The 12,150-nt window shown below is 76.4% G+C and carries 10 protein-coding genes; 4 read left to right on the top strand and 6 right to left on the bottom strand.

All coding sequences use genetic code 11. The annotated features are described in order from the left end of the window. Nucleotides 1-128 precede the first annotated feature (128 nt). The 3 genes from BBH68_RS30310 to BBH68_RS30300 all read left to right on the top strand — a co-directional run bounded on the left by BBH68_RS30310 (nt 129) and on the right by BBH68_RS30300 (nt 3,387). A complete protein-coding gene (locus BBH68_RS30310; protein ID WP_065966930.1) occupies nt 129-776 on the top strand; it encodes a LysE family translocator in 648 nt (215 codons plus the stop codon). A gap of 178 nt (nt 777-954) precedes the next feature. Then, a complete protein-coding gene (locus BBH68_RS30305; RefSeq protein WP_065966929.1) occupies nt 955-1,851 on the top strand; it encodes an MBL fold metallo-hydrolase in 897 nt (298 codons plus the stop codon). 162 nt (nt 1,852-2,013) lie between these two features. Continuing rightward, a complete protein-coding gene (locus BBH68_RS30300; RefSeq protein WP_065966928.1) occupies nt 2,014-3,387 on the top strand; it encodes an FAD-binding oxidoreductase in 1,374 nt (457 codons plus the stop codon). A 6-nt stretch (nt 3,388-3,393) separates the two neighbouring features. Here the strand turns inward: BBH68_RS30300 and BBH68_RS30295 are convergent, their stop codons facing one another. From BBH68_RS30295 to BBH68_RS30270, 6 genes are all read right to left on the bottom strand, one after another. Continuing rightward, nucleotides 3,394-4,257, bottom strand: coding sequence for a TauD/TfdA dioxygenase family protein (locus BBH68_RS30295; protein ID WP_065966970.1), 864 nt, complete (start codon nt 4,255-4,257; stop codon nt 3,394-3,396). Nucleotides 4,258-4,299: 42 nt separating this feature from the next. Next, complete coding sequence (locus BBH68_RS30290; protein WP_065966927.1) at nt 4,300-5,574, bottom strand: FAD-dependent oxidoreductase; 1,275 nt, start codon at nt 5,572-5,574, stop codon at nt 4,300-4,302. Further along, a complete protein-coding gene (locus BBH68_RS44105; protein WP_065966926.1) occupies nt 5,571-7,346 on the bottom strand; it encodes a prenyltransferase/squalene oxidase repeat-containing protein in 1,776 nt (591 codons plus the stop codon). The genes BBH68_RS30290 and BBH68_RS44105 overlap by 4 nt, the downstream gene beginning before the upstream one ends. A gap of 237 nt (nt 7,347-7,583) precedes the next feature. Beyond that, entirely contained in the window at nt 7,584-8,645 is a 1,062-nt protein-coding gene (locus tag BBH68_RS30280; protein WP_218029722.1) for a UbiA family prenyltransferase, read from the bottom strand. Nucleotides 8,646-8,651: 6 nt separating this feature from the next. After that, nucleotides 8,652-9,671, bottom strand: coding sequence for a polyprenyl synthetase family protein (locus BBH68_RS30275; protein WP_104531437.1), 1,020 nt, complete (start codon nt 9,669-9,671; stop codon nt 8,652-8,654). Between the two features lie 94 nt (nt 9,672-9,765). After that, complete coding sequence (locus BBH68_RS30270) at nt 9,766-10,803, bottom strand: aminotransferase class I/II-fold pyridoxal phosphate-dependent enzyme (protein WP_065966924.1); 1,038 nt, start codon at nt 10,801-10,803, stop codon at nt 9,766-9,768. A gap of 309 nt (nt 10,804-11,112) precedes the next feature. On the opposite strand from BBH68_RS30270, the gene BBH68_RS30265 reads away from it, so the two are divergent. Continuing rightward, a complete protein-coding gene (locus BBH68_RS30265; RefSeq protein WP_065966923.1) occupies nt 11,113-12,129 on the top strand; it encodes a LysR family transcriptional regulator in 1,017 nt (338 codons plus the stop codon). The last annotated feature ends 21 nt before the right edge of the window (nt 12,130-12,150 follow it).

The following is a 12,150-nucleotide window of genomic DNA, read 5'->3' as shown; positions in this document are numbered from 1 at the left end:
CGGTCTGGTACGCGCCCCGCACACCGTGCCCCGGGGCGAGGTGCCCCGGACACCTCGCCCCGTGCGCCTCGCCCCGTAGCCCGGGAAAATTCCTTGGCGCGGCTCGTGGGCGCGGTGATACTCGCGGCATGGATCTCTCCCTGATCGCCGCCTTCGTGGCGGCCGCGTTCCTGCTCAGCGTCGCACCCGGCCCGGACATGCTCTTCATCGTGGCCAACGCCACGGCCGGAGGCCGCCGCGCCGGGCTGGTCGCCGCCCTCGGCATGTCCACCGGCCTGGCCGTGCACACGCTCGCCGCGGCCCTCGGCCTGAGCGCGCTGTTCCGGGCGGCGCCCGAGGCGCTGGAGGTGGTGCGGCTGGCCGGCGCGGTGTTCCTGCTCTATCTGGCCGTCACCTCCTGGCGGGCGGGCCGCCGGACGCCGGGCGAGCAGGAGGGCCCGGCCCGCGCCACCGTGCCCCGGCGGCCGCTGCGCAAGCTCTATCTGATGGCGACGCTGACCAATGTGGCCAATCCGAAGGTCATCCTCTTCTACCTGGCGTTTCTGCCCCAGTTCCTCACCACGGGCGCATCGGCGTGGCCGGTGTGGGTGCAGCTGCTGGCCCTCGGCGGACTGTTCATCCTGGTCGGCCTGCCGGTGGACGCCACGGTCGGCCTGGCCGCCGGGAGTCTGGCCGACAAGCTCCTCAGCCGGCCCTCGTTCCGCCGCCGGCTGGAGCGGGCCTCGGCCGTGGTCTTCGGCGGGCTCGCCGCCCGGCTGGCCCTCGACAGCCATTGAGGACAAAAGCGAAGAAAGCGCCACAAAAACTCGTCTGTGCCGCGGTCGCTCAGAGACGCCTCCCCGGAAAACAACAAGGTCCGCACCCCCTTCTTTTCTTCGCCGCGGCCGGGATATCCATGAGGGTGAGCGGCCGGGCACCGGCCGTGACCGACGGACACGGGAGGACCCCGACACCATGGGCGACACGGCACGGCCGGCCGGCGGACAGGGCGGCTGGTATGTGGACGACCGCTGTACGAACTGCGATGTGGCGCGGCAGCTCGCCCCCGGGCTGATCGGCGAGGCCGACGGCCGGTCGCGGGTGCTGCGCCAACCGCGCGACGAGGCGGAGACCAGGCTGCTGGCCGCCGCCGCCTACGCCTGCCACGTCCGGTCGATCCGCCCCGCGACCGGGCGGCTCGACCCGGCGCTCGACCCGTTTCCGCTGGCCCTGGACGACTCGGTGTGGCTGTGCGGACACAACTCGACGCACACCGCCGCCGCCAACTCCTACCTGCTCAGCCGCCCGTCGGGGAACGTCATGGTCGACACCCCGCGCTGGAGCGAGGCGCTGGCCGAGCGGTACGAGGCGCTCGGCCCGGTGACCGAGGTGCTGCTCACCCACCGCGACCACGCGGCGCACGGCCGCCGCTGGGCCGACCGCTTCGGCGCCCGGCTGTGGATCCACGAGGGCGACCTGGACGCCGCCCCGGACGCGGACCGCGTGCTGCGCGGCACCGAGCCGGTGGAGGTCGCCGACGGCGTGGTCGCCCACCCGCTCCCCGGGCACACCGAGGGCAGCGTGCTCTATCTCGCGGACGAGCGGTACTGCTTCAGCGGCGACAGCCTCTACTGGTCCCGCACCACGGAGGACATCGAGGTCGCGGAGAGCGTGACCTGGTACTCCATCGAGGAGCTGGCCGCCTCCCTGGCCCGCTCGGCACCGCGCCTGCGGTTCGAGTGGCTGCTGCCGGGCCACGGGGACCGCAAGCGGCTGCCCGCCCCGGAGGCGGCCCGCCGCCTGGCGGAACTGACGGACCGTGTGCGGGCGCTGAAGCCGCGGCCGGTCGACTTCACCGCCGTCCGCTGGTGAGTCACCGCCGTCCGCTGGTGAGCGGCGGCCAGGCCCCGCCGGTACGCTGAGGCGGGGCATTCCGGCGCTCGTCCCGGGCACCCGTATCCGCGTCTTGGCAGTCTCCACCGCGGCGGCCCCCGCGCGACGCTCCGCCGTGGCACCGGACGCGAGGAGGGCGGAATGGGCGGACACACACGGCCCCGGGGCATCGAGGGGACCGTCGTCCGGCGGGGCGATCCGGGCTTTGAGAAGCTCCGGGCGGGCATGGTGTGGAACGAGCTCAAACCGGCCAGGTCGCCGGATGTGATCGTGGTGGCCGCCTCCGAGCGGGACGTCCCCGAAGCGGTGCGGCTGGCCCGCTCCCAGGGCCTGCGGATCGCCGTCCGGGCGGGCGGGCACAGCTGGTGCGGCGCGCCGCTGCGCGAGGGCGGGATGCTCATCGACCTGTCGGGGCTGCGCCGGTGCTCGGTCGACCCGGCGTCCCGTACGGCCCGGGTGCAGCCGGGCGTGCCGGGAGGGGAGCTGGCCACCCGGCTGGCCCGCCACCACCTGGCCTACCCGACCGGGCACTGCGGTTCGGTGGCCATGGGCGGGTATCTCCTCGGCGGCGGCCTGGGCTGGAACTCCGGTGCCCTGGGCCCGGCCTGCGCAAGCGTCCGGCGCGCCTGGGCCGTCACCGCGGACGGCGAGGTGGTGGTGTGCGACGCGCGGGAACATCCGGACCTGTTCTGGGCGGCGCGCGGCGCGGGGCCCGGCTTCTTCGCCGTCGTCACGGAATTCGAGCTCGCCCTGCACCCGCTGCCCGCGGCCGTCGCGACGACCACGTACGCCTTTCCGCTCGATCAGACCGAGGAGGTGGCGCGGCGGATCGCCGAGGTGTCGGAGGAGCTGCCCGCCGAGGTGGAGGTGAGCCTGACGCTCGGGACGGCCGAGCCGGACATGTGGTCCACGCCGCCCAGGCCGCGGGTGGTCGTCGTCAAGGCCACCGCGTTCGCCGACTCACGGCGGGAGGCCGTCCGCCTCACGGAGCCGCTGCGGGACTGTGCCGTCGCGCGGCGCGCGGTGTTCCGCCGCGAGAGCGAGCCGACCTCCACCGACAGCCTGTACGGCGGCTCCTCCGACGCCTGGCCCGCGAGCCACCGCTTCGCGGCGGACACCCTGTGGTCCGACCGGGACCTGGGCACGCTGCTGGCCCCGCTCGCCGACGCCGTCGCCGCCGCGCCCTCGGAGAAGTCCCTCGTCCTCGCGCCGCTGCGGCCCGCGTCCCGGGACGAGGGGCTGCTCGCGGACATGGCGTTCTCGGTGCTCGGCAGGTCCTATGTCGTGCCGTACGCGATCTGGGACGACCCGGCGCGTGACGGGGCCAACGTGCGGTGGCTGCGGGAGGCGATGGGCCGGGTGGAGCCGCTGGGCACCGGGCACTACATCGCCGAGACCGACCTCACCGCCGCCCCCGCCCGCGCCGAGCGCTCGTACGCCCCGGCCGCCTGGCGGCGGCTGCGCCAGGTGCGGGCGCGCTACGACCCCGACGGCGTCTTCCACTCGTATCTGTAGTCCGGGTCACTCATAGCCGTGGCGTGCGGTGACGTGGCGCGGCCAGTAGCGCTCGTCGCCGCGCGGCCGGTACTCCTTCCAGCGCGGGGCGTCGCCGGTGGGCTCGTCCCCCAGCACGGTCACCCGCTGCCCCCGGCGGGGTCCCGTGTAGTCGTTGACGGCCAGGTGCTGCGTGGCGCGGTTGTCCCACAGCGCGACCGCCCCCGGCCGCCAGCGGTAGCGGCAGTTGAACCGCGGCGACTCGGAGTGGTCGAAGAGGTGCTGCAGGATCGCGTCGCTCTCCGGGCGGCTGAGCTGCGGGATGTGCGAGGTCCACATGCGGGTGACGTACAGGGAGCGGCGCCCGGTCTCCGGGTGCACCCGCACCACCGGGTGTTCCGCGCGGTGCTCGCCGGTCTGCGGGGTGTTCAGGACGTGGACGGCGGTGAGCCCGTCGAGGAGGTCCCGCAGCGGCTCGGACAGCGTCTCGTAGGCCAGGTACTGGTTGCTCCACATGGTGTCTCCCCCGGCCTCCGGGCAGGTGATCAGGTGGAGGATCGAGGCGACGGGCGGGTTGGGCCGGAAGGTGACGTCGATGTGCCATTCGTCGGCCTTGGCGCCCTGGTCGGCGTCGAGGACCACGATCTCGGGGTGGCCCTCCACCTTCGGCAGGAAGGGGTGCACCTCCACCTCGCCCAGGCGCCGCCCGAGCGCGATGTGCGCCTCGGGGGTCAGATGCGCCTGGTCGGGAAAGAACACCACCAGGTATTCCAGCAGCAGTTCATGGACGCGCTCGAACAGGTCGTCGGTCAGGTCCGTCAGGTCGACGCCGCGGATCTCCGCGCCGAGCGCCCCGGACACCGGGGTCACGGTCAGCTGGCGGGTGCTCATGGTCACACCGTCCTCCTAGGACGTGCGGGGGCAGGGGTTGGGTCAGCCGGTGGGCACGCGGTGGGCGCGGGGGTCGGGCACCAGACCGAGCTGCTGAAGCCGGTCCAGCAGGGTCAGCGGGCGCGGGCCGAGCCCGGACATGTTGTGGGTGACGGTGTGCAGCAGCCGGGGGTTGGCGCCGGTGTGGCGCACCGCGCGGCGCCCCAGGACCCGGCCGCGCCAGGACAGGTCGGTGACCATCCGGGCGGCGTTGCCGCTGGTCCGCGCGGCCTGGGCGAGGGTCGGGGCGAGCCGTTCCTCGACGTCGCGCAGCGCGCCGTCCACCGCCGCGGCCGACAGTCCCCCGGCCCGCCCGAGGTGCGCGGCGAGCTGCTCGGCCAGGCAGCCGGCGCTGGTGATGGCGGTGTTCATGCCCTGGGCGGCCATGGGGTGGACGGCGTAGGCGGCCTCGCCGAGCAGCGCGAGCCCCGGCGCGGTCAGCCGGGACGACAGCAGCCGCGCCACGGGCAGCGTCTGGCGGCTGCCGAGGTGCGCGAGCAGGTCCGGGGTCAGCGGCCGGAGCGCCGGCACCGAGGCGAGCGCGCGGGTCGCCCAGCCGGCGAGCTCCCCCGGCCCGGCGCCGCGCAGCTCGTCCGGCTCCGCCTGGACGTACAGCCGCAGCCGTCCGCCGGGCAGCGGGTAGAGCAACCGCAGCCCGCGGTCGGTCACATACGCCGAGAAGTCCTGGGGCCGCCCGGCGGCCGCGCCGGCGATGTCGAAGGAGACCAGGCGGTGCGGGTAGTCGACCCGCCTGGCCTCGATGCGCGCCCAGCGGCGCAGCCGGGAGGAGATGCCGTCGGCGCCCACCACGAGCGCCGCGGGCGCCTCGTAGCGCCTGTCGCCCTCCTTCAGGAGCAGTCCGGTGACCCGGCCGGCGGCGTCGCGCAGCGGCTCCTCGGCGAGCACGCCCCGGCGCAGCTCGACCCCCGGGGGCAGGCTCTCGCGCAGCGTGTCGAGGATGACGGTGTGGTCGTGGGCCAGCAGCCATTGGTCCGGGGCGGGCAGCGCGCCGTAGTCCAGCGCCATCAGGGGTGCGCCGGCGGGGTCGCGGACGACCAGCCGGCCGAGCCGTACGGCGCCCCGCTCGTCGAGCCGGCGCTCCACGCCCCAGGCGCGCAGCAGCCGCAGCGCCCCCGGCTGGAGCACCTCTCCCTTGGCGACCGGGCGGACCCGCGGCTGTTTGTCCACCACCAGCACGCGCAGTCCGAGACCACCCAGCGCGCGGGCCGCCGCGAGCCCGCCCACACCGGCCCCGCACACCACCACGTCCCAGGTCATGACCCCTCCTGCGGGCGGGCGGCGGTCCGGTAGTGGGCGAGCGCCCGCAGCGCCAGCCCGGTGGCGATGCCCTCGTCGGCGTAGCGGGCGCAGCCGCGGATGTACTCGTGCACCGGGGACGGCGGCCAGCCGCCGTCCGCCCGCTGGGCCTCCAGCAGCCGGTGCGCGGCCGCCGCCGGGGCCGGGTGGTCCGGGGGCAGCCCGGCGGCGAGCAGCCCGCGCAGCGCCCAGGCGGTGTCCTCGACGGTGCCGGGGCCGCCGTCGCCCGCGCCCCAGGAGCCGTCGTCCCGCCGGGTGCGCAGCAGCCAGTCGGTGGCCCGCCGCGCGGCGCGGCGGTGGGCGTCGGTGGTGCCCGCCCGGGTGAGCGCCTCCAGGACGGCCGCGGTGCCGGCGGTGCCGCCGCGGTACCACAGCGCCTCGTACGACCCGTCGGGGCGCTGCACGGCGGCCAGCCGGCGCAGCGCCCTGGCCACCCGGGCGTCGCCGGGCGGCGCGCCGGAGTCGAGGAGCGCGCCCACCGCCTTGGCGGTCATCTGGGGGCACGGCCCGAACCCGCCCGGCTTGCTGTCGCGCACGCACAGGCTCCAGGTGCCGGCGGAGTCCTGGGTGGCGGTCAGCCAGGCGATGCCGTCCCGGGCGTGGCCGTCGTCGGCCCCGCCGGGCAGCCGGAACAGGAGGGAGCCGGCCTCGGCCGTCTCCAGGGCCATGGGCCAGCTCCGGGGGCTGGAGAAGCCCCAGAACCCGGGCGGGCAGCCGAACGCGTCGAAGGGCTCCTTCTGCTGGTGGGCGCGGAGCATCGCGCGCGTGGCCGCCAGCCGGGGGTCGGCCGCGTGACCGGCCTCCAGCAGGGCGGCGGTGGCGAAGTTGGTCCAGGTGACGTCGAGGGGCATCAGATCCCAGGAGCCGTCCGGACCGGCAGCCCGGCGCAGCCAGCGCGCCGCCGCCGCGGTCAGGTCGGGCGCCCGGCCGGAGCGGGCCAGGCCCAGGCAGATCAGGGCGGTGAGCCACGGGTCGGTGCTGAACCCCCCGGTCGCGCCCTCGCGTTCGTACGCCCCGCGCACCACGGCCAGCGCCCGGGGCCGGGCCAGCCGGTCCAGGGCGCGGCCGACCGGGCCGCGGCGGCGGTGCTCCGCCTGGGCGAGCGCCTGGGCGGCGAAGATCGGCAGCCGCAGGCTGAGCAGCCGACGGCTGAGGCCGGGCAGCAGCAGGAGCTCCAGGGGAAGCCGGCGCGGCGCGCCCTGGTACGGCAGCCCGGCCAGCGCGTGCAGCTGACGGCACAGGGCGGCCATCGCCGGCTCGGGGAGCCCCTCGGCCCCGCCGAGCGCGGCGAGCCGCTCCAGGGCGGCCGGTACGGCGGCGGCGCGGTCGGGGGCGGTTCGGCCGGGGGCGGTGCCCGTCGGGTGGGCGCCGGTGTGGTCGGGGCCGGTGGGGTCGGGGCCGGTGGGGCCGGGGCCGGTGGGGCCGGTGGCGGTCAGCTGGAGCGCGGCGGCGGCGACGGCGGTGGCCAGCGGCTCGGTGGGCACGCCGGGCATCGCCCAGCCGCCGTCGTCCCGCTGGTTCCGGCACAGCCAGGCGACGCCGCGCTCGATGGCCTCGGCCGAGCCCCGCGGATCGGCGAAGTGCAGGGCGATGACCGCGCCCGCGGTGTTCAGCGGGGAGGTGCGGCGCGCGCCGAAGACGAAGGCGCCGTCGGCGCGTTGGCGGGCGAACAGCGCCTCGGCACCGGTGGCGACCGCCGCGTCGAGCCGGTCGGTCAGGGCGGAAGCGGGCATGGGCACCCTTCTGGTCGTGGTGACTTCTCGCGGTGAGCCGCCCCGTCGGGCGGGCGGACGACCCGGGCGGGCGGACGGACGACGGGCAGGGTGACCGGCCGGCGGCAGACGACCGGACGACGGGCACGACCGGCCCGACGGCAGACGACCGGACGACGGGCGGGGCGGCCGGCGCACCGGCGGGCGACCGGCCCGGCCGCGCGGGGCCCGGCCGCGCGGGGAGGGAGGACCCGGGGGTCATGGGCCGGGGTCCGGAACGGGCGCGGGGCGGTGCGGTGGTGGGGGGAACTCGTAGGCCGCCCGCATCCGGGCCTGGGTCACCACGCTGACCGCGAGGCAGGGCACCAGCACCGCCAGGGCCGGTGCCGCGCCGGCGCCCGTGGCGAGCACCGCGGCGGCCAGGACCAGCCGTTCGGCGACGAGGACCTGGTGCGCCCGCAGCGCCCGTGGCGCGGTGATCCGGCCCGGTGACCGCAGCAGCGGGGCGAAGGCGCACCCGCCGCACCCGGCGGCGGCCGTCAGCAGCACGGCGGCGCCCGCGGGCCCGTCGGGGGGCGAGGCGGACGAGGGGGTGACCGCGAGGGCCACGGCGGCCGTCGCGAGGGCGGCCAGGTAGAGGGCGGCCGCGGTGTGCGCCGCGCGCCTGACGCCCCGGCGCACCGACAGGGTCGCGTAGCCGCCGTCGCGGTCGCCGTCGACGTCCCTGACCGTGCCGACCAGGTTGGACGCCGTGTCATGGGCCCAGAAGGCGAGGGCGAACGGCAGCGCGTGCCACGGGGGCCATGCCTGGACGGCCATCGCCCCGAACAGCAGGGCCAGCGCCGTCAGCGCGCCGCGCATGACGTTGCCCGACAGCCCGCGCCCCTTCAGCACCCGGCTGTAGGCCACGATGCCCGCCGCCGCGGCGACGGCCACGGCGACCGAGCGCCAGTTCGCCCACAGGGCCAGCCCGGTCATGGCGGCGGCGCAGACGAGGCCGGCCGCCACGGCCGCCCGGGGGCTCAGCCTTCCGGAGGGGATGGGGCGCTGGGGCTTGCTGATGGCGTCGAGCTGGCGGTCGAACCAGTCGCCGAGGTAGTGGCCGGCGACCCAGCCCAGGGTGGGCGCGGCCCAGGCCACGGCGAGCCACCGGGCGGGCGGGTCGCCGCCGGCGAGCGCGGCCCCGGCGAGCCCGACGAGACCGGGGTACCACAGGGTGTAGGGCCGCCAGGTCTGCAGATGGGCCAGAAGGCGGGTCGGAAGGGGGGTGCGGGGGTGGGTGCGGGGGTGGGTGCGGCGTGTCGAGCGCGGCGCGGCCACCGCCGGTCACCGGTTCCGGTCGACCGACAGGTCGGCGACCGCGGCGAGCACCGCGGCGCCGCGCGCGGCGGGCAGCTCGGCGAGGCACTCCTTGGCGCGGGCCGCGTGGGCGGCGGCCTGTTCGCGCGCGGCGTCGAGCGCGCCGGTGGTCTCCAGCAGCCCGTGCACCAGCGGCAGGGCCTCGGTCGGGGGCAGGGTGCCGTCGAGCGCCGCCTCCAGCTCCCGGCGGCCGGCGGCCGGGGCCATGGCGTACCCGAGCAGCAGGGGGAAGGTGGGCCGGCCGGCGGCGAGGTCGCTGAGGGCGGACTTGCCGGTGCTCCGGGGGTCGCTGGTGTACGGCAGCAGGTCGTCGTGCATCTGGAAGGCGAGACCGAGGTGTTCGGCGTAGCCGGTGATCGCCCGCTGCTGGGCCGGGGAACCGCCGCCCAGGATCGCCCCGCCCAGGCAGGCCGCCCGGAACAGGGCCCCGGTCTTCAGCGCGGTCATGGTCAGATACCGGTCGAGCCCGCAGCCCGGGTCGCCGCGGAGCTCGCCTTCCAGGGCCTGCCCGCGGCACAGGTCCACGCCCGCCCGGGCGAAGACGCGGACCGCGGCGAGCGCGCGGTGCGGCGGCAGTCCTTCGACGGCGTCGGTGAGCGCGGCGAACATCCCCAGCATGAGGGCGTCCCCGGCGACGATGGCGTCGGTGACGCCGTAGCGGGCGGCCACCGAGGGCCTGCCCCGCCGCACGTCGTCGCCGTCGATGACGTCGTCGTGGATGAGCGATCCGACGTGCAGGTACTCCACGCTCAGCGCGGCCCGCACGAGTTCGGGCCCGCCGCCGCCCACCGCCTGGGCGGATTCGACGAGCAGCAGCGGGCGCAGCAGCTTCCCGGCGGGGATGAGCGCGTAGCGGGAGATCTCCTGGAGGCGTTCGACTCCGGGGGGCCAGCTCCGGTCGAGTTCACGCAGCAGGAGCTCGATCGTCGAGCCGGCCTCGGTCAGGGGGGTCACCAGGTCGGTCATTGCCGAATCGGGCAGGGTCATGGGGCCGCCTTTCCCGCGTGTGCCGTTGGGCCTTGGGTGCCGAAGAGCCAGGTGTACGGACGAGTCAGGTGCGGAGGGCCGGGGCGCCGGTGGGTTACCTCGACTCCCGGTATTTCGCGGCGAGCTGCCGGAACGCCTCGTTGGCCTCGGGCTCGGCCACGGTCACCCGCACCCCCTCTCCCGGCTTACCGCAGACGACCACCGCGTGGTCCGCGCAGGACTGGGTGAAGCGCTCGACCCCGGACTCCATCGGCAGCCACAGGAAGTTGCCCTGGCTCACCGGCACCTCCCAGCCCTGGTCGAGCAGCGCGCGGCGCAGCCGGTCGCGCTCGCGGGCGGTGTACGCGCACCCCTGGAGCACCTTCTCGTGGGCGCCGAGGGCGGCGATGGCGGCCTGCTGGGCGACATGGCTCACCCGGAAGAACGGCAGTTGGGCGCGGAGCGGGGCCAGCACGGGCTCGTGCCCCACCAGATATCCCACGCGCAGGCTGAGCAGCCCGTAGGACTTGGAGAAGGTGCGCACCACACAGACACGTTCGTCGCCGCGGAACAGGTCGATGCCGTCGGCGAGGGCGCCGGGGTCGGCGAAGTCGCGGTACGCCTCGTCGACGACGACCGTGACATGGCCGGGCAGTTCGTCGAGGAACGCCCGGACCGGCTCGTGGCGCAGCGCGGTGCCGGTGGGGTTGTTGGGGTTGCACAGCAGGACCATGCGGGTCCGGTCGGTGACGGCCGCCGCCATGGCCCGCAGGTCGTGGTGGCAGTCGGTGAGCGGCACCCGGACGGTGGTGGATCCGGCGTTGGCCGCCATCATCGGGTAGGCCTCCCAGGAGGACCACGCGTGGACGGTGTGGGTGTCCGGGCCGGTGCGGGTGGTGAAGAGCTGCTGGAGCAGCGCGCCGGAGCCGGGCCCGATGAGGATGTGCTCCGGCTCCACCCCGAGGTGTTCGGCGAGGGCGCGGGTCAGGGCGGTGCCGAGGGCGTCATGGGTGCGGTGGGCCTCCCGCCCGGCCCGGGCCACCGCCTCCAGCACTTCGGGGAGCGGCGGGTGAACGGTCTCGTTCAGCGCCATCTGGTGGAACGGCCGATCCTCGGCGACCACGGGGCGCATCCGGTTCCAGCCATCGTGCATCGGGCACCATCCATCCATTCCGGCGGGGGATTCGGGCGCGGGGCTCGGGCGGGCAATCGAGTGACCCGCGGGGTCCCGCGGGTGAACTTCCGGCGGAGCGGGACGTGCCGCTTCGGCCGCTTGGGGAAACCGGCCCGGACGGGCCGTGATCGCGTGGGTGGTCCGGGGCCGGGGGGAGGGGGTCCGGTCGGGCAGGACGGCCGGCCGGGGGCCGGGTGAACCGTCACGATGATTTTGACCGTCACCTGATCACACGTCCAATTAAAGTCTTACGGCGATTCATCAGGAGTTTTTATCGTCCTTCGGGTGATGGATCTTCGCCAGCTCACCGTGCTCGCAGAGGTCTCCCGCGCCGGCTCCTACCGCGCCGCCGCCGACCGGCTCGGCTACACCCAACCCGCCGTCAGCTATCACATGCGCGCCCTGGAGCGCGCCGCCGGAGTGCCGCTGGTGGCCAAGTCGGGCCGCGGGGTGCGGCTGACGCCCGCGGGCCACCGGCTCGCCGAGCGCGCCCAGGAGGTGCTGGCCGGGCTGCGGGCCGTGGAGAGCGAGTTCGAGGCGCTCGCCGCGCACACCCGGGGGCGGGTGCGGGTGTCGGCCGTCCAGAGCGCGTGCGTCGCGGTGCTGCCCGCCGCGCTCGCCCTGCTGCGCGCGGCGAGCACCGAGGTGGAGGTGGAGCTGGGCCAGGCCGCGTCCCCGGACTCGTACCGCCTGCTGCGGTCGGGCGAGACCGATGTCGCGATCGTCGGCGACGGCGGCCTCGGCGACCTCGGCGCCCGGGAGCCGGGGTCCCCGGTGGGGGCGGCGGACCCGGCGCTGTGCCGGGTGCCCCTGCTCGCCGACCGCCGCTATGTGCTGCTGCCGCCCGGGCACACCCTCGCGCGGCGGCGCAGCCTCGCCCTCGCCGATCTGTCCGGTGAGCGGTGGATCCTGGGCCGGGAGCGGGGCCGGTTGCTGCGGCGGTGCGCGGAGGCGGGGTTCGAGCCGCGGGTGGTGACGACCACCGACGACCAGGCGACGACCATCGGGCTGGTCGGCGACGGGGTCGGCGTCGCCCTCCTGGACGGGCTGGGCCTGCTCCCCCGGCGTGATCCGCGGGTGCGGGCGCGCCGGCTGAACCGCTGGCCCCGGCGCCAGGTGTACGCGCTGCTGCGGCCGGAGACGGCGAGGATGCCGGCGGTGGCGGCGCTGATGGGCGCGGTGCGGGCGGCGGTGGCCCGGCTCGCCGAGTCCACCGACTGCCTGCTGCCGCCCGGCGGCGAGCCGCCGGCGCCTCCGGGGGACGCGCCCCCGGGCCGCGCCCCGGGCCGCGTCCGGCCGGCGTAGGCCGGTACAGGGTAGACCTAC

This window comes from Streptomyces sparsogenes (assembly GCF_001704635.1).
In the GTDB taxonomy this organism is placed as follows: domain Bacteria; phylum Actinomycetota; class Actinomycetes; order Streptomycetales; family Streptomycetaceae; genus Streptomyces; species Streptomyces sparsogenes.
The sequence above is the reverse complement of the archived record's forward strand: the minus strand, read 5'-3'. Positions and strand labels throughout refer to the sequence as shown.

Coding starts and splice junctions, on each gene's coding strand:
- BBH68_RS30270 (WP_065966924.1), bottom strand. CDS start 10,803: ATGCACGATGGCTGGAACCGGATGCGCCCCGTGGTCGCCGAGGATCGG.
- BBH68_RS30300 (WP_065966928.1), top strand. CDS start 2,014: ATGGGCGGACACACACGGCCCCGGGGCATCGAGGGGACCGTCGTCCGG.
- BBH68_RS30305 (WP_065966929.1), top strand. CDS start 955: ATGGGCGACACGGCACGGCCGGCCGGCGGACAGGGCGGCTGGTATGTG.
- BBH68_RS30310 (WP_065966930.1), top strand. CDS start 129: ATGGATCTCTCCCTGATCGCCGCCTTCGTGGCGGCCGCGTTCCTGCTC.
- BBH68_RS44105 (WP_065966926.1), bottom strand. CDS start 7,346: ATGCCCGCTTCCGCCCTGACCGACCGGCTCGACGCGGCGGTCGCCACC.
- BBH68_RS30290 (WP_065966927.1), bottom strand. CDS start 5,574: ATGACCTGGGACGTGGTGGTGTGCGGGGCCGGTGTGGGCGGGCTCGCG.
- BBH68_RS30275 (WP_104531437.1), bottom strand. CDS start 9,671: ATGACCCTGCCCGATTCGGCAATGACCGACCTGGTGACCCCCCTGACC.
- BBH68_RS30295 (WP_065966970.1), bottom strand. CDS start 4,257: ATGAGCACCCGCCAGCTGACCGTGACCCCGGTGTCCGGGGCGCTCGGC.
- BBH68_RS30265 (WP_065966923.1), top strand. CDS start 11,113: ATGGATCTTCGCCAGCTCACCGTGCTCGCAGAGGTCTCCCGCGCCGGC.